This is a genomic window from Snuella lapsa (genome assembly GCF_039539345.1).
In the GTDB taxonomy this organism is placed as follows: domain Bacteria; phylum Bacteroidota; class Bacteroidia; order Flavobacteriales; family Flavobacteriaceae; genus Snuella; species Snuella lapsa.
The window spans coordinates 25,763-49,881 of the sequence record NZ_BAABCY010000051.1; the positions used below are offsets into that span (position 1 = coordinate 25,763).

Below are 24,119 nucleotides of genomic sequence, written 5' to 3' on the forward strand. Positions count from 1 at the left end.
GAAACCTTTGGTTTTGAGTGAAAATTGTTTAATTTTTCTTATACAGAAAATTGTAGTATCCATGTTTTAACTGCTAGACTATTCTATGACTAAGGTTAATTCTCCTTTTAAAACCCTGTTTTTTGTAGATATTCTTCCTTCACTATGTGGGGTGCCATAGAAACGTTCTGATCCATTATTCCAATAATCGGCAATTAACCAGTGAATATTCTCTTCCTGCACCCAAGATCTGGAGGCCTGATGGCTATTCGATAAAACATTTATTTTTGTTTTTTCGTCTGATAAGGATGCTTTTATAATATTCCTTTTTGTTGAACGGAAATCATTGCTCCCTAACTCATTAGCCTCATCTTTCCATGGGTGGGTCGGTTTTATCCGCCAGGGCTCAACACCATCGGTGATTTTAGCATTCAATTTCGTTTTTCCTTTATTTCTGCCGATATGATCACTGGGGTATATGCTAAAATCGCCTTTACGTTCCCATTCTAATGTTTGATAGGTTTTAGGAACTTGTAGAAGCAGACCATATTGATAAGGTTTGGTTTCTCCATTGGTTTGTTCAATTTCATATTTAGTAGTAAACTGACCATCTGATTTAAAAATATACCATAGTTTTCCTTTGCCTTCTTTGTAGGTTACGGTTAATTCCATTTCGATAGCATTTTCTTTTTTATGGACTTTTATGTCTGAAGCATATTTCATGTACCAGGGAAAACTTTGTAATGGATGTACTATGCGTTGATAGGTTTCTCCCGCAATATTGTTTTTACCTCCATTTTCACTATTCATCTCTACAATTGTAAATTCTGGTCCTTGTAAAACCACCGCTTTATTCCCTTTGGTAATGGACACAATTTTTCCTTTTAGTTTATCAATTCTATAGCTTGTCGTCCCTTGTTGTATAAGGTATGATTCCTTATTTTCTGAATAAGAAAGTTTTAAATCTAACTTAGAGCTAACGATATTCTCTTCATTAAAGTTATAAAATTCTTCTTCAACTATATGGTTATTAGCGTTGTAAAAGGTTAGTTTCAAACTATTAACTTTATCTTTGAAAGGAATTGTTATTATTCCTTTGTGTCTTGGTTGAATATTACTTTTAATAGTGCTGTTAAGTCCGTTTATCTCGGCTACTATTTTGAGGCTTGAAAAGGGAGTGAAGTCATAACGGTTTTCCACGTTTATAAGTAATTTACCTTTTAGGTTCTGTACAGAATTAACCCGTACCGGAGAATAGGCTTTTTTCATACCATAATATTCTGGTTTGGGTCTTCTCCAACCATCTATGGGCCCCCAAGGTCCATAGCCAACTATTCTTCCATCCGGCAAATGAAAGATGTCATCGATTCCACTCCAGATGGCGCCTCCCAAATTGTTTTTATGAGCATAAATTGAATCGTAAAACTTTACTAAAGGTATATTATAGGCATCTCTTACACCTGGATCGGTAAGAAGTTCTCTTCTGTTGTAAGTAGATAAATGGGCATATTCACCAAAAAGTGTAGGACGGGTCATAGAGTCTGTTGCAGCTGGTCCGTCAATACCAGGATAATGGTAATTAGCTATATCGGCTGTACTGCCGGCATTATTAAAACCACCCCAACACTGGTCATGAAAACTGGTAGGTCTATGAGGATCCATTTGTTTTACTACTTGATTTACCTTATCCCAAAGCGGACTCCATCGCGATTCGTTTGCCAATGACCATATAATTACCGAAGGATGGTTTTTATTGGCTTGTACATTATCTAAATTGGCTTGCAAGAAGTATGGTAGAAATTTTCCATCCTTATAATCCCAATGTCCCCAAATAGGTGAGGCACCATGTTGTATCCAGGTTAAGGAGGCTTCACTTTCAACAAAAAGCCCCAATTCATCGGCAGCATTTAAGAATTCTTCCGAAGGAGGATAATGCGATGTCCTTATATAATTACAGTTTGCTTTTTTGAACAATTCAGCATCCAATCGTTCCATTTCAGGGCTTAAAGATCTACCTGTTATTGGGTGTACTGAATGCCTGTTTACGCCGTGTAATTTCACAGGTTTTCCATTGACATAGAGTTCACTGCCAATAACTTGAATTTGTCTGAATCCTACTTTTTGTTCATTTTTTTGAAGTATTTCTTTGTCTTGAAGTAATTCGGTAGTTAAAACATACAAATAGGGGCTTTCAGCATTCCACTTATTCGGTTTTTTTACAGGAATATTTGCTGTAGATGTATTACCGTTTACGGTAATATTTTTTTGAAATACTTTTTTATTATTCGCATTGTACAAAGTATATCTTAGTTGCAGACCTGTTGATGGTTGATCAATTTTAGTTTCTATCGACAGATTTGCATTGTTAAACTTTTTATCAAACGTGGTATTTGTGGTAATATCTTCAATGTTTGATTCTGGAAGGACAAAAAGTGTAACTTTACGTAAAATGCCTGCTACCGTATGGGCGGCATATTGCGAGGTGCACGCCAGTATGTCGCTGATTGTGTTTGCTTTAACCTCGACCTCTAATATATTGTTACTTGTATTGATTGCTTTGGTAATATTTGCTTCAAAAGGTGCAAAACTGCCTTCGTGTTCTGTAATTTTTTTGCCATTTAATTTTACAATAGCATGAGAGCTAACACCATCAAAGCGCACAAATATTTTTTTGTTTTTCCAATCTTCGGGAATTTCAATATGCTTTGTGTAATAGGCCGTTTCTCCAATATTCAGATTAAATCCTTGCATGAGTAACTCTCCGGGAACTTGTATTGGTGCGTTGTTACCTTTTTCAATGGCTACTTGCCATTCCCCATCGAGTGATAAAACAGGGGTTGCGACGTTGTTAACTTTTATTGGCAGTGGTGAAATTCTAGGGATTGTTACGTTTGCATCAGATAAGATGGAACTGTTTTTTTGTTGTGCCCAAACGGGGGGAACTATTAAAAGCAGATAGATGAGAATTGTCAATTGACAAAGCGTAGTGTTTATATTTTTCATAGTTTATCTTGTTTACATTATTTGATATTTATTCCAGGCATCAACAGCACTCATACCATTTTGAATTGCTTTTAAAACGGTTTTTTCACCTCTAGATTTTTCAAATGCACGTAAAAACACTTCTTCTTCGTGTACTTTTGGAACAATGCATACACCATCTGTATCGCCAACTACAATATCTCCAGGGTTGATGCGAACACCTTCAATTTCAATAGGTACCCTAAAGTCAATTACTTTACCACGAGGCGCTTGATCTTGTGCATAGTTTCCATAAGAGAAGACAGGAAAGTCTAAGTCTAATAAGCCAAAAGTATCTCTGGAGTAGCCATTGGCAACAGCACCAGCAGCACCAAGGACTTTGGCTCTAGTCATCATTAATTCTCCAACTAATGCATAATTAGGAGAGGCTCCAGAACAGATATAAACTTCATTTTTTTTCAGATCGTCTAAGGCTTCCAGCATTAATCCAAACGGTTTTGACATAAGTGGATTTTGACTGTTATGGCTTAACTCTTCAAAGGTATCCGCTTCTAAAACTGGCATAGCTCTTCCAATTAAAAACATATCTGTTTTTAAAGGTTGTATTTTAGGTGGTAAAAATTGGTGTAATAGATTCATTTTGTCCATAGCGTCACCAATAACAGCTGTGAAAAGTTCTTTTTTAGCTGCTGTAAAAAGCTGGTCATCTGTATTCCAAAATTTTTTCATTTATGTTTTGATATGTACATTATTATTATGTACCTTATTATATAGATTTATACTTGTATGAGTATAACAAAATTAATTCTAAAATAATAGGTTTTACTGCTTTGTATTAGCTATGATAACCTCTATATTTGCTTTTTGTTGTTATTTTCTAATTTAAAAGGCAAATGGTGCTAGAGCTACATGGAAAGTAGGGAAAGGATGGAAGCCTTGTTTTTAAGCTCTTTATTTAATGTGATAATTGAAGACTACGTTTAAGAAGTGACAGAGAAGGAATTCCTTATTATATGCACATATACAACAAAAAAGACATCCGCAATGGGATGTCTTTCATAATACATAATATAATAACTTACTAAAAAGTTTATTCTACTTTATAACGCCATCCAAATGGATCTTCAGATTTATTGGTTTGTATGTCTGTGATATGCTTTTTTAGAAAACTAGCATAAGTGTCTTCCATTTCTGGAATGTCGTAATCTTCATTTTTGTAGCCAAATCCAGAAATAGGAGAAACTACTGCAGCTGTACCGGCTCCAAACATTTCTTTAAGCGATCCGTTTTTGGCTGCTTCAACAACTTCACTTACTGTTATTTTTCTAACTTCTACTGGGATACCCTTAGATTGTGCTAATTCTATGATGCTTTTTCGTGTAATACCGTCTAGAATTCTATCACTTGTTGGTCCGGTTATAAGTGTATCGTTAATTCTAATAAAAATGTTCATTGCACCTGCTTCTTCGATATACTCGTGTGTGTTATCATCGGTCCAGATTACTTGTTGGTAGCCTTTTTCTATGGCTAGTTGTGTCGGATAAAATTGCCCAGCATAGTTACCTCCGGCTTTAGCGAATCCAACACCACCATTGGCAGATCGGGAGTATTTTTCTTCGATTAAAACTTTTACTTTTCCAGAAAAATAAGAGCCTGATGGAGCACAAGCAATAATAAACTTGTATTCATCGGCGGGTGAAGCATGAAATCCTTTTCCCGAAGCAAAGACAAATGGTCTTATATATAGAGAGCTGCCTTCATTTCTGGGAATCCAGTCACTATCTACTTTTAACAGTGCTTTTAAGCCATTCATAAAATAATCTTCTGGGAGTTCAGGAATGGCTAATCGTTTTGAAGAAATGTTTAGGCGCTTAAAATTGTCTAGAGGGCGAAATAACCAAACAGTATCATTAGCATCTTTGTAGGCTTTCATGCCTTCAAAGACAGATTGCCCATAATGAAAAATTTTAGCAGACGGATCTAAAGTAATGGGTTGGTAAGGGACCACTTTTGGGGCTTGCCATTTACCATCTTTAAAATCGCATTCTAACATGTGGTCCGTTAGTATTTTTCCGAAAGTTAGGTTATCAAAATCTACATCATTAATTTTTGTAGTCTTTGCTTTTATAATCTCTATATCATTGATTAAAGCATTCATAAGTCTAGTCGTTTTATAGTGCAAATTTAAGTAAAAACGTTTTTAAAAAAGCGGTATATTTACAACAAATCATTAAAATTTAATTTTTTGATTTTTATAAGGATTTGTTCTTTTAAAGCTTTATGTTTTATCTATTAACCATTAGCAAGGTTGTGTAGTTAGTAATACAGGTACAGAGGTTTTTAGAAAGGATTTAGACTATTTTTGCGATGAAAGAGGAAATTTACGAATGATCTTTTAGTATATGGAACGAGAGATAGTGATTACTGGAGACGGATCGTCAACCATCCACTTGCCGGATTGGAATGAACAATACCATTCTAAACATGGGGCTGTACAAGAGGCCTATCATGTGTTTATAACGCATGGCTTACAGTATTTTTATAGAATGCACCAACCCACTGAGGTATCTATTTTGGAAATAGGTTTTGGAACGGGATTGAATGCCTACATTACGTTACTAGAAACTGAAGACTTACAGGTGGCTGTTGATTATTGTGGTGTAGAAGGGTATCCGGTTTCGATTGAAGAAATTAATATGTTAAACTATCCGAAACATATAAAATTAGGAAACCAGACCATTTTTAATACACTTCATGAGGTTTCTTGGGAAACGTCCCATAGGCTTTCGGATAAATTTTCGTTAATAAAGCAGCAACGCTTTTTTTCTGAAATTAAGGAGAAGGGTATATGCGATATTATTTACTTTGATGCCTTTGGAGCAAGAGTGCAACCCGAATTGTGGACGGAGGCTATATTTAAAAAGATGTACGAAGCACTAAAACCCAATGGCGTTTTGGTTACATATTCAGCTAAAGGTAGTGTGCGCCGTGCTATGCAAGCTGTTGGCTTTAGTGTAGAACGTTTACCCGGACCTCCAGGAAAGAGAGAAATGCTTAGGGCTTCTAAAGTTTTAGGCTAGTTATGTGCATGGTTTATAGTGTTAAAGCTAGTATAAATGTAAGGGAGATCGTATTTTCATTTTGTAACTTTATGTAAAAATTGATAATGCGGGTCTTAATTACAGGTGCAACAGGGTTAATCGGACAGGCAATTGTGAACCGTTGCCATAAAAATGGTATTGCTGTTAATTACTTAACCACAAAGCGGTCCAAACTGGAGCAAAGTGAAAATTACAAAGGATTTTACTGGAATATTAAAACTCAGGATATAGATACCAGGTGTTTTAAGGGAGTTGATGCCATTATCCATTTGGCAGGGGCTACAATTGCCAAACGGTGGACACGGGCTTATAAAAAAACAATAGTATCTAGTAGGGTACAAAGTACACAGTTGTTAATTAATGCACTAAAGGGGGAGTCACATACCATAAAACAGGTTGTTTCGGCTAGTGCTATTGGTATTTATCCAGATTCGTTAATAAACTATTACGATGAAAAATTTACTGGTGTTGGTGCTACTTTTTTAAGTGAAGTAACAAAAACATGGGAACGGGCGGTTGATAATTTCTCAAGTTTAAACATTCCTGTTTCAAAAATAAGGATAGGTTTGGTATTATCGAATAAAGGAGGGGCACTTCCAGAAATTGTTAAACCAATGCGGTATTGGATGGGCGCATCTTTTGGATCTGGCAAGCATTGGCAATCTTGGATTCATATTAAAGATTTGGCTCGTATGTTTTTATTCGTATTAGAGTATCAATTGTTTGGGGTGTATAATGGAGTAGCACCCAACCCCGTTACCAATCATGAATTTACAAAAACGGTAGCACGGGTATTGCGTAAACCATTAATTTTACCAAGTATCCCTAAATCTGTTATGAAGTTTATTTTAGGGGAAATGTATGTATTACTGTTTTTAAGCCAACGCGTTAGCTCTAAAAGAATTGAGGATAAAGGGTTTTATTTTAAATACCATCACTTAAAACCTGCACTTGAGCATTTACTAAAGAAGGTTTAGTGTTTATTGGTTGCTGGTTGTTGGGTTTTAAATCCATAATGGTTCAGTTAGTTATTTGCTCTTTTTTTGCTTTTTCTGCATTTTGAAATTTAAAAACTCAACAAATAGAGAAAAGGCAATTGCAAAATATAAATAGCCCTTGGGAATGGCTCCCACAGTATTGCCAAATAGTTTGGTGTGCGATAAATGAGCAGCTTCTGTAATAAGCATAAAACCAATAAGAATTAAAAATGCCAGTCCTAATAGTTGCATACTGGGATGCGTGTTAATAAACTTTCTTATTGGGTTGGCAAAGCCAATCATAACAGCAATTGATATAACCACTGCTATTATCATAAGAACCAGTGTGTAATTATGGTTGGAATGAATACCATTGGTCATACCCACCGCCGTTAAAATAGAATCTATTGAAAATATAAAATCGATGATTAATATTTGAGCAATGGCTTGGGGAAAATTTTTTATTTTTTTGCTTTTCAATTCGTTTTCATCGTGTTTTGGCAATTCTACTTTTTCGTGGATCTCCGATGTGCTTTTGTAAATTAAAAACAGACCTCCGGTAAACAATATAAGAGCTTGCCAGCTTATTTCCAGATGTAGCCAATTGGTTTCTACATGGAAAAAGGGATCTTTTAAACCAATAAGAAAGGAAACAAAAAATAACAATATAATACGTTGTAACATAGCTAATAACAAACCAATGTTTGTTGCCTTAGATTGTTGGTGCTCTGGTAGTTTATTGGCAGCTATCGAGATAAATACAATGTTGTCGATACCCAGAATTATTTCCAGGAAGGTAAGCGTTACTAGAGCCATTAATGCATCGGCTGTGAAGAGAAAATCAATCAAAGCAAGCGAATTTGATAGGTTATTTATGAAAGGTTAAGATATGATATTTTTTATAAATTCTATTATTTGCTTATTTAACCATCGTCTTTAAACTAAAGTAATTATCCAATGGATGCTTTACACTCTTCTATGCTTTCTATAATGGTTTTGGAGTCGGTTAAATAATCGAACCATATCGTATTTTCATTCTTTTTAAACCAAGTTAATTGGCGTTTTGCAAAACGTCGGGTGTTCTTTTTCATTTCGGAAATGGCAAACTCTAAAGACCACTCTCCATTAAGATAATTAAAGAGTTCTTTATATCCAACGGTGTTGAGTGCATTTAAATCTTGATAAGGCATTAAGCCTTTAACTTCTTCTAACTGTTCCTGTTGCATCATCATATCAACGCGTTTGTTGATACGTTCATAAATGATCGTTCTATCGGCCTTAAGCCCTACGGTTATGGTCTTAAAATTACGTGTCGTTTTGCCTTTGTTTAAAAATGAGGAATAGGCTTGTCCTGAACCTATGCATACTTCCAAGGCACGAATAACGCGGTGCGGGTTATCTATTGCAATCGTATTGTAAGAAACAGGATCCAACTGCTTTAGCTGTTCCTGTAATTGTAAAAGTCCTTCTGTTTCAAGGGTTTTGTTTAAAGTAGCTCTTACTTGCGGATCGATTTTAGGGAAATTATCCAAACCTTTGGTTACGGCATCAACATATAATCCTGAACCACCAACCATAATAGCGGTATTATGTGTTTTAAAAAGCGTGTTGAGACATTGTAAGGCGTCCAGCTCGAAAGCACCAACACTGTAGTCGTCATGTATGGATTTGTGGTGAATACAATGGTGTTTGGCAGCAGCTAACTCATCCTGGGTAGGGGCGGCGGTTCCTATTTGCATTTCCTTAAAGAACTGTCGGGAGTCGGCCGATAGTATCTCGGTATTAAAATGTTGGGCCAATGTTATGCTTAGAGCCGTTTTACCTATGGCAGTAGGGCCTACTATTGAAATAAGGTATTTAGATGGTGTTTTTATAGTTTTTGGTTTTTAATAGCTGAAAACGTATTGGCTAATATTCCTAGTGCAACTTGTGACCACAATTATAACAAAATTCTGCGCTATCTTTATGGTTTTCGGCCATACAATTAGCACAAGACTGAGAATTTAAAGGAATAACAGGGGCTTTGTCTTTGTTTGCTTTGTGTTGTGTTGCATATTCTGCTGAAACGATGCCTGTAGGAACTGCAATAATACCGTATCCTAATATCATGACAATAGATGCAATAAATTGCCCCAAAGGTGTAACCGGAGAGATATCCCCGTAGCCAACCGTTGTGAGTGTTACTATACACCAATAAACACTTGCTGGAATACTGGTAAAACCACTAGATTCGCCTTCAACAAGATACATGATGGTGCCTAAGATGACTGAAATGATTATGACGGTAAATAAAAACACCGAAATTTTAACACGGCTTGCTTTTAAAGCTCTTATTAGTGTGTACGAAGCTCCGAGATAACGTACTAATTTCAGAATCCTAAAAATCCTAAGGAGTCGTAAAGCGCGTAAGGCGGCAAGCGCATGTACACCTCCAAATAAAAGCGAGATATATTTAGGAGCTGTTGAAAGCAGATCGATAATGCCATAAAAACTGGTAATATATTTTATGGGCTTTTTTACAACAATTATACGTGCTATATACTCCAAACTAAATAAGATGGTAATAAACCATTCGGCTGTATTGATAATGCGATGGTAGTGTACATCTATACTTTTTACACTTTCGAGCATTACAAGGATAACGCTAGCTACAATGGTGATGAATAGAACAATGTCGAACAGCTTGCCGGCTTTAGTGTCCGCTTCATAAATAATTTTGTGAAGGGCTGTTTTCCAATCTTCTTTAGGGTTGTTGTTCATAAAGTAAAAATAAGAAAAGATTGCTTATGTCTTTTGTAGCACAATGACAGAATTATTTTGCGATTCGATTATTTTATTAAAAAAGGCTTTTAAATAGGGATAATATTCTGATGGAAATAAAGATTCTTTGATGCTTATTCTCATTAACATGTTTAAGGAATTATTGCTTATGGTACTGGAAAAAATAAATTGTCCTGTATTATTTGGCAGAGCAATATTTAAATCTTTGGGTTTTTCTAAAACGGTGTAGCCCTCGTCATAGTCAATATGCATTATATAGTAGTAAGTACTTTCATAACCAAAATCGATAGGATAGGTTCTTTCTTGAAGTTTAAAAGGGTTTTCTTTAAAAAGTTTAATAAAAAAAGGATTAATGTAAATGTTGTTTCCTGCGTTATCGTAAAGGTATTTAACATCGTAATTTTCTAGAAAATCGGGGTGCGATTCATTTCTTGTAACGTTGTGGTTTGTTATTTCGATATTGGGGTTGTTGTCTTCTAGGTTTTTTAGGTAATTTTCTTCGTTTTTAAATGATTTTTTGTGTTTTAGGGCATAGTAGTCTGTTCTTTTTGAGGTTACTGTTCCTGTTATGTTTCCTGTTTTATTTAAGCTTAACGTTGCTTTGTATTGAACAGCCGAAGATTTTTCTGGTTTAATATCTATCCATTTGCTGCCATTTTTTAAATCTAAAAGGCGTCCATACTGATTTAAGCACTTGAAAGGAATTTGCCCAAAGCTTAGGAACTTGTCGGTTGCATCCAGCAAATATGTTTTGTCATTGATGGTTGCTTGAACAATTAAATAATTGAAATCCGAAATGACCGGATAAATTTTGGTTGGAAGGCCATTTTCACGTGTAGATAGTAAAACAGGCTTAACATTTATTTTACAGGATTTTAATAAGTTATGAAGTAGAATGTTGATAGAAGAAATATTACCTGATTTGTTTTTAATAAGGTCTTTAACGGAAACATCTTTAAAGATTTTGTATTCTTCATTCCAGGTATATTCCTCTTGTACATATTTGTAGATAGCATTGGCTTTTTTTAATTCATCTTGCTCGTCGATAATCGTTTTAGACAACAAATCTTCTACAGAGATCGATTTATAGAGTTGTTTGCCAATATTAGGATCTGTTTTTAATTCTTTGTCGACTGCTTCCCAAGTTTTTGTATAGTTATATATGCTACCGTCAAAACCTTTAAAAGTCATAAGTTCATAATCAATCCTGGATAAATAGTTAGATTCACTTGTCATATAGTCCTCTTCTATAAAGGCAGGAATATCTTTCATAACATATTTACTAATGGCACAGTCGGAATGACCACCTCCAGATACGGATAGGCAATTTTTTTTAATGTCTGATGTGTTTGTGGTTAGCTTTTTAGCGCCTACAAGTTTAATATTATACGTCCAGTTGGCTGGAATACTAGTATTGTATTCACTATATAACTTAGGAATATCTCCTTGGAATTCCCAGCCATGGTATTTATACATAAAGGGGGAAATAAGTTTATAACTATATGTTATAACGGAACCTTCTTTAATATTGGGTAAAGTAAATTTTACTAGAGTATAGTTTTCATTGTACCGTTCTTTAAAAATATTTTCCTTGCTTAGTTTTGTTGTTTCAACGTTACCGTTAACCAAGGAATAGGTAGTAGCTATTATCTCCTCTATTTTTTCAGATCTTCTTTCGTTGTTGTACAAGTGGACGGTAACTGTAGCGTTATCAAACCCCTCACGGTTCAAAAGTTTTATTTTAAATTTTTTTTCGGTAATGAGGTCATAATCACGTTGGTCTACATAACTGTTGCCATATTCATATAAAACCAAAGCGTTGGCAGTTGAGTCTTTTTCGTAAACCTTCATATTCAACTCTTTGAGATTAGTTCTGTAAGAGGCTTCTTTGTTATTAGTTTGGGAGAATACACTTAGCGAAGTGAACAATAAAAGTAAGAATAAGTGATTTTGTTTCATTAAATAGGTGATTGATGTATTATTTAACTCACAAAATAATATTTTATTATGATATGGGCTTAATTAAAGACCATTATTTTTAAGCGCTTGTTTTTCCTTAAATAATTTTGAATAATATGCTGAGTGTCCCTGTTGTTTTTCATGTGGGTAATGATAGACTCCAAAATGTCAAGATTGTTTATTTGGTAGTTTAAATTGAAGAAACCATATCCTTGGTACACGCCATTTTTAATAAGAATGGCACTGCGCTCGTCTATATCGCGGCCTTTGTCTATAATAACCATATTTTTATTGGCGTAACTATTTTTTGAGATAAGGGTATTTACACGTTGATTATATAGCTCAGCTGGCTCTTCTTCAATACAGGCTCCAGCACATGTTTTAATATCGTAATTAAAACAGCTTGTTTTGGTTGGATACAAACCTGTTAATTTTTGGCATAGTTTGTACTCTTCTACAGCATTGGCAATAAAGCTTTTTCCACTTTGTTTGTTACTAAATGTGGTTATTGCATTTTTTCGTCCGTCAGCTATATCTAATTTAAGGTTGGTATACCCTTTTTCATCTGTAAAGCTATATAGGGCATGGGTAAAGGATGTGCGTCTTAAAGCTCTATTGTATACTGGCTTAGTGCGTTTTATTTCTTCGCTTTCTTTTAGAAGGGCTACTAATTCACTACCAGTTGCTTCATAAGTAACGGCAGCAACTTGCGCTTGTATTTTTTTTGACTTTTGGTTACTACTTGTAAAATGCTGATTGATACGCTTTTTTATATTGTTGCTTTTACCAATGTAGATGATGTCGCCATTGGCTTTATGAATATAATAAACCCCTGTTGTTGTAGGTAATTCGTTAATAATGTCCAAATGTCGGGGCTCTAATTGGTGCTTGGGGTTTAAACGGATGGATTGCTGAATAATGTTTTTAGAAGAATCCTTTTCCAATAACATTTTAAAAAGCTTTACCGTTGCTTGGGCATCACCAGCGGCACGATGCCTGTCGGCAACAGGAATTCCTAAGGAACGTACTAATTTGCCCAGGCTATAGGAAGGCTGGTTTGGAATAAGGTTTTTGGACAACTCGACCGTACATAGGGATTGACGCTTATAGTCGTATCCCAACCGTTTGAATTCTGTGCCTAAAATACGGTAGTCAAACTGGGCATTGTGAGCAACAATGATACAGTCATAAGTTATTTCAACAATACGTTTGGCTACTTCGTAAAACTTTGGAGCATTGCGAAGCATGTTGCTGTTTATCCCCGTAAGGTTAACTACAAAGGGTTGTATTTCACGTTCTGGATTAATCAGACTAATAAACTGGTCTACAACTTGATGTCCATCATATTTGTAAATTGCAATTTCGGTAATGCCTTCCTCATTATACTTACCTCCTGTGGTTTCTATGTCTAATATTGCGTACAATATGGTGTTTATGTGTTTAGTCGTTTATAGTTTATGTGGTTAATTGTAGTTTCTGGCCCCAAAGATACTACTTCCTACGCGAACCATTGTGCTTCCACAGTCAATCGCCAATTGGTAGTCGCCACTCATACCCATGCTTAAAGTTGAGAGCTGACAGTTGAAACTTGAGAATTGTTGTAATTTATCGAAAGTTTCTTTTAAATAAGAGAATTCATTTTTTATTTGGCTCATGTCTTCTGTAAAGGTTGCCATGCCCATAAGACCGATAACCTTAATGTTCTTTAGTTCCCGTAAGTTTTCAGATTGTAGGAGGGCCGCTGCATCTTCTGGGGACATCCCAAATTTAGAATCTTCAGAAGCTATTTTTATTTGTAGCAAACAGTTTATTGACCGATCGTGTTTTCGCGCCTGTTTGTTTACTTCTTGAAGTAGTTTTAGGTTGTCAACACCATGAATCAATCTAACAAAAGAGGCCATGTATTTTACTTTATTGCGCTGTACGTGGCCAATCATATGCCATTCGACATCTTTTGGCATGACGTCATGTTTTTGAACCATCTCCTGAATTTTATTTTCGCCAAAAACACGTTGTCCTGCTTTATAGGCTTCCATTAAATCGTTTATGGGTTTGGTTTTAGAGACAGCGACCAAAGTGACATGCTCGGGTAAAGAGACTTTTATATCTTGAAGGTTCTGTTTTATAGACATTATTTTTTGTGTTGTAATTAGTAGTTAAGTTGCAAATATCCAAACGACTTATCAACTAAGCAAATCAAATAAACACTTTTAAAATTCATAAATAGTAACACCGCTTCGTAGTTTTGGTTCAATAAAAGTACTTTTTGGGGGCATGGTTAATCCAGCGTCGGCTATAGCTTTCATCTCATCAATACAAATGGGCATTAGTCCGAAGCCAACAGCAAAGTCGCCATTGTCAACTTTTGTTTTTATGGTTACCAGATCATTTTTACCGTGCGAATATTCAATACGGGTGTCATTGCGCAAGTCGGAAATTCCAAGTATGGGCTGTAATATGGTTTTATAAAGAATTTGGGTGTCTAATGCATCTAAGGGTGTAGCAAATTCTGTGTTGTTTTTTCTTAGGTATAAAGAATAAAAATTACCATCTAAATACATGCTAAAATGATGTTTTTTGTTTGGTGCATATAATTCGTTACCTCTATTTTCAATACGGAACATGGTATCTAGCTGAATTAGAAATGCTTCTTTAGAAAGACCGTTTAGGTCTTTAACAAGTCTATTGAACTCAAAAATTTTTAAATTGGATTCAGGAATTAAGAAGCTCATAAAATAATTATAAGGCTCTTTTCCCGTATGCTTATCGTTTTCGGCCTTTAAAGCTTCTGAAAGCAAGTATGATGAAGCAGATCGGTGGTGTCCATCAGCTATGTAAATAGGGTTTATGGCTTCGAACTCATTACGTATGGTGTCAATTAATTTTGTATTGTTTATTTTCCATAGATAATGAGTGTCCCTATAAGTGGTTGTAAACTCAAATTCAGCACGTTCACGTTGAGTATCCTTGATTATATATGCTATCACATCATTGTCGGGATAGGTAAGTAATACAGGTTCTGCATTAAAACCGACTGTCTTTAGATAATCTTTAAAAATATTTTCGCGGTATTCGATGGTGTCTTCATGTTTTTTAATAACGTCATTTTTATAGTCTTCGGCACTTGTGGCAGCTATAATACCAGAGAAAGAACGCCCTTCACGATTTACAATTTTGTATACATAGTAACAAGGGGATTCGTCCTGCTCAAAAATCCCATCTTCTTTAAATTCTAAATATCGATTTCTTACTAAATGATACCGCTCTTGCCCTGTAATGTCCTGATGGTATTTATAGCCTGGGTTTACAATATGTAAAAATGAAAATGGATTGTATGTTAATCGAAACTCCAGTTCTTTTTGTGTGTAACTCTGATAGGAGCGTGAGGCTACCAAACTCACCTTGTCACGTGTTGGTCGCACTGCTTTAAAAGGAATAACTTTTGCCATGTTGTTATGTGTTAATCATAACTGAAAATTTATTAAAATCGTCTTGAGTATAAAAAATATCTTTTGGTATATAAACAAATTGTCCTTTAGAAACATATAGTAACCAATATATTTTGTTGGATACTACTTTTTGAATGCTTTCATGGTGTAGTTTTGTCTCATTTTTATTGACATGAAAATAAATGAATTCATTATCAAAAAGTAAGTTGGTTGTGGAGAATATAGGATTGTGCGCTTTAGCATGTGTCCATAGATAAAGAAAAAGAAATGTTACTATTGGGTAGGCTAAAGAAAATATAACAACAAAACTACTAAAACTACTCTCATTAAACGTTTTTAGGTTTAGTAAACCCAATAGGATCATTATTGCGTATAGCCACCAGAAATTTTTAAAACGTTTATGGATTAAAATTTTTGCGTACTGATTTTTTGATAAAGCGTATGGTTTTGTTTTGGTCATTATTGTAAAAACTGTTTAGCAACATTTTCTGCTTTTCTCTCCTCGGTATAATCGTAAAAACCTTCGCCTGATTTAATGCCTAATTTATTGGCTCTAACCATGTTAATCAATAAGGGGCACGGAGCGTATTTCGGATTCTTAAAGCCTTCGTACATTACATTCAAAATAGACAAGCAAACGTCCAAACCAATAAAATCTGCAAGTTGTAAAGGTCCCATAGGGTGTGCCATGCCTAATTTCATTACAGTGTCTATTTCTTTAACGCCTGCTACACCATTGTAGAGTGTTTCAATGGATTCGTTAATCATGGGCATTAAAATACGGTTGGCTACAAAACCAGGGTAATCGTTTACTTCTACAGGTGTTTTTCCAAGGGTTTTAGACAGGTTCAAGATGGTTTGGGTAACTGAGTCACTGGTACTGTAACCTCTTATAACCTCCACTAATTGCATAATGGGAACGGGGTTCATAAAATGCATGCCTATAACCTTATCTGGTCTATTCGTAACTGCTGCTATTTGAGTTATTGAAATGGAGGATGTATTGGTTGCTAAAATGGTATCTTTTGGACAAGCCTTATCCAGTTGTTTAAAAATATCGAGTTTTAAATCTACATGCTCTGTGGCTGCTTCTACGACCAAACTTGTATTTTTAACGCCTTCGACAATAGATGTGTAGGTGCTTATATTTGTTAGTGTTTCGTCTTTTGCGTGTTTTGAAATCGTCTCTTTGGCAACCATTCGATCCAGATTTTTAGAAATAGTCTCTATCCCTTTTTTTAGAGCGCTTTCATTTATATCGATAAGCCGTACCTTAAAATCATTTTGAGCAAAGGTATGTGCGATACCATTACCCATTGTACCGGCTCCTATTACTGCAATATGTTTCATCGTTTAGTTTTTAATTTTTCTTGTTTACGGAGGTGTGCCTATTTGTTAAAACAGTTTATTATTTGATTGGCAACACGAAGGGCTTCTGTACCATCCTGTAGGGTTACAATAGGTGTTGTGTTATTATTAATAGCATCTGCAAAGGTTTCTAATTCGTCCAATATGGAGTTGTTGTTTGCTATATGCGGGTTGTCAAAATAAATTTGTTTTTTTATGCCTTCAGCATTCTGAAGTACCATGTCAAAATCTCCAGGGTGTTCTGGGGCGTCTTTCATTTTTACAACTTCACATTTTTTATCTAGGAAATCGACAGAGATATAGGCGTCTCTTTGAAAGAATCGTGCTTTACGCATTTTTTTTAACGAAATTCTACTGGCTGTTAAATTTGCTACGCATCCATTTTCGAACTCTATGCGGGCATTGGCTATATCGGGCGTGTCGCTTATAACAGAAACACCGCTGGCAGAAATGTTTTTAATTCTAGATTTAACGATACTAAGAACAATATCTATATCATGGATCATTAAATCTAATACTACAGGCACATCGGTGCCTCTCGGGTTAAATTCGGCCAAACGATGCGATTCGATGAACATAGGAGACTTAATATCGTCTTTTACAGCGATGAATGCTGGGTTAAATCGCTCGACATGCCCTACTTGTCCGCGTAACTTATGTTTAGCCAAGAGTTCTCTTATGTGTTCCGCCTCTTCAACGGTATTGGTAATAGGCTTTTCAATAAAAATATGTTTGCCTTTTGCAATGGCCTGTTTGGCACAATCGTAATGCGAAAGCGTAGGCGTAACAATATCTACCATATCTACCGCATCAATAAGCGCATCTATGGAGTTGAAGAATTTATAACCAAATTCGGCTTCTACTTTTTTACCATTCGCTTCATCGGCATCATAAAAACCAACAAGCTCATATTTTTCAGATTGATTGAGAAGTCTTAAATGAATTTTTCCGAGGTGTCCGGCACCAAGTACACCAGCTTTTAGCATAAATTTTACGTTTTCAACAAAAATAAGATATTTAAAATATGAATGTACTTTTTTAAGCTAAAATTTAGTTAAAAGCCACTGGTGTAAATTCTAAAAAAAAATGTTTTGAGCTTAGAAAGGAATGCCTAATTTTATCCGTGAAAAATGATATAGCCATTGAACGATACATTTAAACATAAGGGTTTACGACAGCAATTAGTTAATGTTATAAAAGCCAAAGGTATAGCCAGCCCTGCGGTATTAAATGCTATTGGGAGCATACCAAGACATTTATTTATGGATTCGGGATTTTTGGATCATGCTTATCAGGATAAAGCATTTCCAATTGCTGCCGATCAAACTATTTCTCAGCCGTATACTGTGGCGTTTCAAACCGAATTGTTGCAAGTGAAAAAGGGCGATAAAGTTTTGGAGATAGGTACGGGCAGTGGATACCAAACAGCTGTGCTATGTGTGCTGGGAGCTAAAGTGTATAGTATAGAGCGCCAGCAGGAATTATTTAAAAAGACCAGTAAGTTTTTGCCTAAGCTGGGATATAGAGCCAAAAAGTTTGTTTTTGGCGATGGCTATAAAGGCTTGCCGGAAGAAGCGCCTTTTGATAGTATTATTGTGACTGCCGGAGCACCATTTGTCCCAAAACCGCTGTTAGCTCAACTAGCTATTGGCGGGCGTTTGGTCATTCCAGTGGGCAATGATGTACAGGTAATGACTCTTTTCATAAGGAAAGGCCCCAAGGAATTTGAGCAGCATGAGTTTGGGGAATTTCGTTTTGTGCCTTTGTTAGAAGATAAAAATTAGAATGTCATTTATTTTTTGGTAGAATATCCGTTTCAAAACCATCAATGCTCTTGGTGTTTTTTTCTTGCCAATACATTTCGATACGTTTTTTGCCTTGTTTTTCCGACCAGGCATTTAGCATGCCGCGCTCTTCTTTAAAATCCATAAGGGGCACGGCATAACCACAAGAGGTTTGTACTAAATCTATATGCATTTCTATGATTTGCCTCGAGCCAACGTTGTGTGGAAACATTTTGATGTATTCTTGAAATTTAGTGTCTCTTTCGTGGTATATTTTGGCTTTACCGTAAAGCCTTAGTATTAAAGGTTTGCCTTCAAGAGCACAGAACATAATAGTCATTCTGTCATTTTTTAACAGATGGGCAGCCGTTTCATTACCGCTTCCAGTAAGGTTTAGCCAAACTAGTTTATTAGGGCTTAATATCCTAAGCGTGTCATGTCCTTTAGGAGAGATGTTTACACGTCCGTCCTTTGCCGCCGTACCAACAAAAAATATCTTTTGATTTTTAACAAAGTCCTGAAGATCATCGTTTATTTCAGAAAATTGTTTTCCCATGCTTTTGGTTTTGCAGATTATTACTTGTTTTTAGCTCCTAAAGCATTATTAAATTTTTCTTTACCACCAACCAAGGGCAAGGTTAAAGTTGTACCGTTTAAATCAATGGTTAGCTCTGTTCCCGGTTTAGGGTGTAAAGTAAAATCTTTGTCACTGGAGAATATCATCAATCCAATTTGTTGCCCTTTGGGAATAACCTGGTCGTCTGGCATGAGATCAAAAGTAACCTTATAAAACTTACCAGGTTTTAAAGGGCTGCTTTTGGTAAGTGATTTATGGTTTTGAGGGTCGGCCCATCCGCGCGTGATAATATTATCGGTTATTTTTGCCTTCTTTCCTTCGTTCCAAGGGAGTGAAACTAACCAAACTGATAGGTTCGCAGCTGGTTTGCTGCTAGCCAGTTTAATGGTAACTTTTGGTGTCCCAGAAATGTGAAGTGCTTCAGTAAGTTTAGGTGTTACATATAAAAGGCGGTGTTCAGAACTTGGTGATTTAGCCAATGAATCCCCAGAAAAATTATAGTTGTCAATTAAGGTTTCTTTCCCACGAACATCGTTTTGGGCTGTAGTTAAGCTTCCCGCTTTCGGAGCCCCTGCTGTAAGGTATAGTTTTACGTTTTGTGCATCAGGATTGGGATACGCTTTGTAAGGTGTTGGTTTATCTTTGGGGTCATGTTCACGAACAATCCAAGCTTTAGGATCGTTTTCAACATCATTATCAATGCCGTGAAGATAGTGCGTAAACCAACGGTTCATCATTGTGATTGGGGGTGGGCCACCATGACCATTTTGGTGGTAGTATATTTGGGTAGGTAATCCCATTTCTGTTGCTTTTTTGTAAATTCTATAGCTGTGTTCGGGCATCACGTTCCAGTCATTGAAGCCATGGGACATTAATAAGGCAGCTTTCATGGGTTTCATATCGTTTAAATAATCTCGGCCTGCCCAGAAGTCGTTATAGTCTCCAGTAACCCTATCCATACCATTTTTCATTTCAGTATCCCTAACCACTTTGTTACTATAGGCACGTTTGGTCTCATCACCACTATGTATAAAATCATATAAAACATCAATATCTTCACCCAAATAGCCGCCAGGAGATCTTACTAAACCATTAGATCTGTAGTAGTGATAATAGGAAGTGTTAGGAGCTACTGGAATTATGGCCTTTAATCCTTCGACACCGGTTGTCGCAGCGGCTAAGGGTATGGTGCCATTATACGATGTTCCCGTCATACCAACTTTTCCCGTCGACCAAAAAGCGTTAACCGTTTCATTACCATCTGGTGTAGTATATCCTTTGGAACGACCGCACAGCCAATCGATGACGGCTTTTGGTGCTAAAGATTCGTTATCACCACCAACGGTAGGAGAACCCTGTGAAAGCCCAGTGCCAGGAGAGGATGAGTGTACTACAATATATCCCCTGGGAACCCATGTTCTAATTTGGGAGTTTGATATAATGGGACGTTTTCCTTTGCGAGTTACTTCTACTTGGGTTCTGGGTTTGGCTGTTTCTCCTAATTCATGATTAACATACCAAAATAAACCTTCAACATTGGGTGCAACACCAGCATAATATGGGCTGGACTCGTAAATAACGGGGAGTTTTAGGCCTTCAGTTTCTGTTTGGTATGGTCTTGTTACGTCCACATGCATACGGTCTAACTTGCCATCACCATCTGTGTCGAATGTTGTTTCGACCCATAAGTCATGACGTATCCATTTTTCAGGATCATTAAATGCTTCAACTATTTGAGCCTCACCATCTTTAAAAACAGGAGAAGCTTTTGTTTGTGCCTGCAAATAACTGAAAATCTGTAATAGTAATACTGTAACTATAAGTACTCTAGGTGTTTTTATTTTGTATGTTGTATTCATACTATGTGATTTGTATTAGAGTGAAAAAGGAGTTAGTTTTTTTGGTTTTATTTTGGTAAGTATTGTTTGGGTATTGGTGTTCGCCAGGTTTCCTGAGCCCAAAAAATGTTTACGATCCACCAGCGTTCACCATCATTTAATAGCTGGATACTATTAATGCCTCTTAACATCGGGATTTCTTTGTCTGCACTGGTGTAAGCTTCGTAGGTGCTAAAAACATGTGCAATATTGCCAAATACTTCTATCTCTCTATGGATTTCTTTTTCAAAAAAACCATTTTCAACCATCCATTCACCTGCATTGTTAATATAGTTATTGGGAGACATGAATCTAACTTTTTGGGCGCCCTCTGCGTCTTTTCCATAAGCTATGAGTTTGGCATCCGGGAGGAATAGATATTTGAAGAATTCCCAGTTACGTTTTTCTTCTTTTTCTCCAGAAATGACCTCATATAAAGCTTTTACCGTACCGTTAAGCGTTAATACTTTCGAGCTGTCAATGGCCTGTTCCTTAACAGTGTCGTTTTTTTGGGGGGTAGAGGCGTCTTGCGCTTTTACAGTTGTAGAAATTAAGGCAATAGCCAGAATAGTTACTAATTGTCTCATGTGTTTGTGTTTGTTGATTTCGTAATGGACACATGTAGTATGTGTATGTTATAGATTGTGTAAATAATTACGGTTTTAATCATACATGGATAATCATAAAAATAAGTTACCAAGGTCTAAATTTACTTAGGATTTACGTGTTAACAGATTCTTAAATTATTTGTATATTTTCTTGATTCTATCCAGATTACGTTTGTTGTCCCTGTCCTTTATGGTTTCCCGTTTATCGTAAAGTTTTTTCCCTTTTGCCAAGGCAATATCCAGTTTAGCATAACCTTTATCGTTTATAAACAAACGTAAGGGAATAATGGTGATTCCCGTATTTTGTACTTCTTTATGTAATTTTTTTAGTTCTCTTTTGTTTAAAAGAAGTTTGCGTTCGGCTTTGGGTTTATGATTGTAGTAGTTGCCGTAAAGATATTCTTCTATGGTCATATTAATAACAAAAAGTTCACCTCGATCATTAAATTCACAAAAGCTTTCAGCAATAGAAGCCTTGCTGTTTCGAATGGATTTTATTTCGGTTCCCGTTAATACAATACCAGCAGTATATTTGTCCAATATATCATATTGAAAGCGGGCTTTTTTATTTTGTATGTTAATAGTCTTTTGCATGGAGCACAAAGCTACATAATTTTATGATGTTGTGCTTAACTTGAGAAGAAAGGGCATAAGAAATTTGAAACTAAATTGCGAGTAGCGCTATTTTTAGTTGTATAAATTATTTTTGTGATTTTGTAAAATACTATGAGTAAAAGGCATTAGCTATGCATAGTAAAGCCAACTTTAATGGTTACTTGCCATCGCTCAACACTTCCATCTTTAATGCTTCCACGGGTATCGATAACTTCAAACCATCTTAAATTGTGTACCGATTGAGAAGCTTTTGCCAATGCATTTTGTATGGCTTCATCACTTGATTTTTCTGAAGTACCTACTATTTCAATTTTTTTGTAAATATGCTCTTCCATGATATTAGTTTTTAGCTAATTAAGATACGAAAAATATAGTAAGTGTTTGCAATTTAGTTTGTTATGTTTTTAGGGAGTTATTTAGAAAGGAGTTAAACTATTTATAAGGGAAGGTTCTTAGCATAAATAAGTAAAATCAATGCATTTGAAAGTTACTAACATCATTCAAAATTCGTATTTTTGTACTCGTTTTAACAAAATCGACTAAAAATAATCTTATGAATTCTTACGATGTAGCCGTTATTGGCTCTGGTCCAGGAGGTTATGTGGCAGCCATTCGTTGTGCGCAACTGGGTATGAAAACTGCAATTATAGAAAAATATGCTACACTTGGTGGTACTTGCTTAAATGTAGGTTGTATTCCGAGTAAAGCTCTTTTAGATTCATCTCACCACTATGAGGATGCCGTGAAGCATTTTGAAGATCACGGTATTGAAGTGCCGGGAGAAATTAAAGTGAATTTAGAGAAAATGATTGCCCGCAAACAAGCCGTAGTAGACCAAACCACAGGTGGTATCGATTTTTTAATGAAAAAGAACAGGATTGATGTTTATGAGGGCTTGGGTGCTTTTAAGGATGCAACACATATTGTTGTTAATGGTAAGGAAACAATAGAGATTGAAGCGAAGCACAGCATTATTGCAACTGGTTCTAAGCCTTCAAGTTTGCCTTTTATTAATATAGACAAGGAACGCATAATTACATCTACCGAAGCATTGAAGCTTAAGGAGATTCCAAAGCATTTAATTGTAATAGGAGGAGGTGTAATAGGTCTTGAATTGGGGCAGGTTTATAAGCGTTTAGGAGCCGAAGTAACCGTTATAGAATATCTGGATAGAATCATTCCAACTATGGATGCTGGTTTATCTAAAGAATTGAACAAAGTACTTAAGAAGCAAAAATTTAAGATAAATGCTTCTCATAAGGTTAAATCTGTAGAGCGTATTGGTGACGAAGTTGTTGTTAAAGCAGATAATAAAAAAGGAGAAGAAGTAGAGTTTAAAGGTGATTACTGCTTAGTATCTGTAGGACGTCGTCCGTATACGGATGGGTTAAATGCTGAAGCTGCCGGAGTTAAGATCAATGAACGTGGGCAGATAGAAGTAAACGATCATTTACAAACATCAGCTTCTAATATTTATGCTATTGGTGATGTGGTAAAAGGTGCTATGTTGGCTCATAAAGCGGAAGAGGAAGGTGTATTTGTTGCCGAAACATTGGTAGGTCAAAAACCACATATAGATTATAATTTAATTCCAGGTGTAGTTTATACTTGGCCCGAGGTAGCTAGTGTTGGAAAGACCGAAGAACAATTAAAAGAAGCTGGGGTTGCTTATAAAACTGGACAATTCCCTATGCGTGCTTTAGGACGTAGCAGGGCAAGTATGGATTTGGATGGTTTTGTAAAAGTATTGGCAGATAAATCAACTGATGAAATTTTAGGAGTGCATATGATTGGTGCTCGTGCTGCCGATATGATCGCCGAAGCTGTAGTGGCTATGGAGTACAGAGCTTCGGCCGAAGATATATCACGTATGTCGCATGCGCACCCCACTTTTACAGAAGCTATTAAAGAAGCGGCTTTAGCTGCTACTGAAGATAGGGCGTTACACATATAAATACAAAAACATAATATTTTTAAAAGCAACCTTTAGGGTAGCCATGGTCGGAAGAAATTCCGGCCATTTTTTTTAAGTTTTAAAAACCTTATCAGGATTCCCCCCAGC

At 35.9% G+C, this 24,119-nt stretch carries 22 protein-coding genes; 4 read left to right on the plus strand and 18 right to left on the minus strand.

Annotated elements, in window-relative coordinates:
* Window positions 1–78: 78 nt before the first annotated feature.
* The 3 genes from ABD792_RS09460 to ABD792_RS09470 all read right to left on the minus strand — a co-directional run bounded on the left by ABD792_RS09460 (window position 79) and on the right by ABD792_RS09470 (window position 5,119).
* Entirely contained in the window at window positions 79–2,982 is a 2,904-nt protein-coding gene (locus ABD792_RS09460) for a glycoside hydrolase family 2 protein (RefSeq protein ID WP_345005704.1), read from the minus strand.
* Between the two features lie 12 nt (window positions 2,983–2,994).
* Window positions 2,995–3,690: an RraA family protein gene (locus tag ABD792_RS09465; RefSeq protein ID WP_345005705.1), complete on the minus strand. Its 696-nt coding sequence runs from the start codon at window positions 3,688–3,690 to the stop codon at window positions 2,995–2,997.
* 361 nt (window positions 3,691–4,051) lie between these two features.
* A complete protein-coding gene (locus ABD792_RS09470; protein WP_345005706.1) occupies window positions 4,052–5,119 on the minus strand; it encodes a branched-chain amino acid aminotransferase in 1,068 nt (355 codons plus the stop codon).
* Window positions 5,120–5,363: 244 nt separating this feature from the next.
* On the opposite strand from ABD792_RS09470, the gene mnmC2 reads away from it, so the two are divergent.
* Entirely contained in the window at window positions 5,364–6,041 is a 678-nt protein-coding gene (mnmC2, locus tag ABD792_RS09475) for a tRNA (5-methylaminomethyl-2-thiouridine)(34)-methyltransferase MnmC2 (protein ID WP_345005707.1), read from the plus strand.
* Window positions 6,042–6,127: 86 nt separating this feature from the next.
* Complete coding sequence (locus ABD792_RS09480) at window positions 6,128–7,039, plus strand: TIGR01777 family oxidoreductase (RefSeq protein WP_345005708.1); 912 nt, start codon at window positions 6,128–6,130, stop codon at window positions 7,037–7,039.
* Between the two features lie 51 nt (window positions 7,040–7,090).
* Here ABD792_RS09480 and ABD792_RS09485 read toward each other — a convergent pair whose 3' ends face one another.
* The 10 genes from ABD792_RS09485 to ABD792_RS09530 all read right to left on the minus strand — a co-directional run bounded on the left by ABD792_RS09485 (window position 7,091) and on the right by ABD792_RS09530 (window position 17,582).
* On the minus strand, window positions 7,091–7,888 hold the full coding sequence (locus ABD792_RS09485) for a TerC family protein (RefSeq protein WP_345005709.1): 798 nt from the start codon (window positions 7,886–7,888) through the stop codon (window positions 7,091–7,093).
* 101 nt (window positions 7,889–7,989) lie between these two features.
* A complete protein-coding gene (miaA, locus tag ABD792_RS09490) occupies window positions 7,990–8,913 on the minus strand; it encodes a tRNA (adenosine(37)-N6)-dimethylallyltransferase MiaA (protein WP_345005727.1) in 924 nt (307 codons plus the stop codon).
* A gap of 43 nt (window positions 8,914–8,956) precedes the next feature.
* Complete coding sequence (locus ABD792_RS09495; protein ID WP_345005710.1) at window positions 8,957–9,799, minus strand: ion transporter; 843 nt, start codon at window positions 9,797–9,799, stop codon at window positions 8,957–8,959.
* A 24-nt stretch (window positions 9,800–9,823) separates the two neighbouring features.
* A complete protein-coding gene (locus ABD792_RS09500) occupies window positions 9,824–11,779 on the minus strand; it encodes a DUF3857 domain-containing protein (protein WP_345005711.1) in 1,956 nt (651 codons plus the stop codon).
* 59 nt (window positions 11,780–11,838) lie between these two features.
* A complete protein-coding gene (locus ABD792_RS09505) occupies window positions 11,839–13,203 on the minus strand; it encodes an exonuclease domain-containing protein (RefSeq protein ID WP_345005712.1) in 1,365 nt (454 codons plus the stop codon).
* A gap of 39 nt (window positions 13,204–13,242) precedes the next feature.
* Entirely contained in the window at window positions 13,243–13,911 is a 669-nt protein-coding gene (locus ABD792_RS09510; protein WP_345005713.1) for a YggS family pyridoxal phosphate-dependent enzyme, read from the minus strand.
* A gap of 78 nt (window positions 13,912–13,989) precedes the next feature.
* On the minus strand, window positions 13,990–15,228 hold the full coding sequence (locus tag ABD792_RS09515) for a DUF1015 domain-containing protein (RefSeq protein ID WP_345005714.1): 1,239 nt from the start codon (window positions 15,226–15,228) through the stop codon (window positions 13,990–13,992).
* A gap of 4 nt (window positions 15,229–15,232) precedes the next feature.
* Entirely contained in the window at window positions 15,233–15,688 is a 456-nt protein-coding gene (locus ABD792_RS09520) for a YcxB family protein (protein WP_345005715.1), read from the minus strand.
* The gene (locus ABD792_RS09525) at window positions 15,688–16,578 is read right to left on the minus strand and encodes a 3-hydroxyacyl-CoA dehydrogenase family protein (RefSeq protein WP_345005716.1); all 891 of its coding nucleotides are present in this window, start codon (window positions 16,576–16,578) and stop codon (window positions 15,688–15,690) included. The genes ABD792_RS09520 and ABD792_RS09525 overlap by 1 nt, the downstream gene beginning before the upstream one ends.
* Before the next feature lie 38 nt (window positions 16,579–16,616).
* Entirely contained in the window at window positions 16,617–17,582 is a 966-nt protein-coding gene (locus ABD792_RS09530) for a Gfo/Idh/MocA family protein (RefSeq protein ID WP_345005718.1), read from the minus strand.
* A 156-nt stretch (window positions 17,583–17,738) separates the two neighbouring features.
* Here ABD792_RS09530 and ABD792_RS09535 point away from each other — a divergent pair, with 156 nt between their 5' ends.
* Entirely contained in the window at window positions 17,739–18,380 is a 642-nt protein-coding gene (locus ABD792_RS09535; protein WP_345005719.1) for a protein-L-isoaspartate(D-aspartate) O-methyltransferase, read from the plus strand.
* 4 nt (window positions 18,381–18,384) lie between these two features.
* Here ABD792_RS09535 and ABD792_RS09540 read toward each other — a convergent pair whose 3' ends face one another.
* The 5 genes from ABD792_RS09540 to ABD792_RS09560 all read right to left on the minus strand — a co-directional run bounded on the left by ABD792_RS09540 (window position 18,385) and on the right by ABD792_RS09560 (window position 22,392).
* Window positions 18,385–18,936: a pyridoxamine 5'-phosphate oxidase family protein gene (locus ABD792_RS09540; protein WP_345005720.1), complete on the minus strand. Its 552-nt coding sequence runs from the start codon at window positions 18,934–18,936 to the stop codon at window positions 18,385–18,387.
* Between the two features lie 20 nt (window positions 18,937–18,956).
* Window positions 18,957–20,816, minus strand: coding sequence for a Xaa-Pro dipeptidyl-peptidase (locus ABD792_RS09545; RefSeq protein ID WP_345005721.1), 1,860 nt, complete (start codon window positions 20,814–20,816; stop codon window positions 18,957–18,959).
* A gap of 47 nt (window positions 20,817–20,863) precedes the next feature.
* Window positions 20,864–21,421, minus strand: coding sequence for a hypothetical protein (locus ABD792_RS09550; RefSeq protein ID WP_345005723.1), 558 nt, complete (start codon window positions 21,419–21,421; stop codon window positions 20,864–20,866).
* Window positions 21,422–21,577: 156 nt separating this feature from the next.
* Complete coding sequence (smpB, locus tag ABD792_RS09555; RefSeq protein WP_345005724.1) at window positions 21,578–22,036, minus strand: SsrA-binding protein SmpB; 459 nt, start codon at window positions 22,034–22,036, stop codon at window positions 21,578–21,580.
* 146 nt (window positions 22,037–22,182) lie between these two features.
* Entirely contained in the window at window positions 22,183–22,392 is a 210-nt protein-coding gene (locus tag ABD792_RS09560) for a dodecin (protein WP_425568143.1), read from the minus strand.
* A gap of 218 nt (window positions 22,393–22,610) precedes the next feature.
* Between ABD792_RS09560 and lpdA the strand changes: the two genes are divergently transcribed.
* Window positions 22,611–24,011 (plus strand): dihydrolipoyl dehydrogenase, encoded by a 1,401-nt coding sequence (lpdA, locus tag ABD792_RS09565; protein WP_345005726.1) that lies wholly within the window; start codon window positions 22,611–22,613, stop codon window positions 24,009–24,011.
* Window positions 24,012–24,119 lie beyond the last annotated feature (108 nt).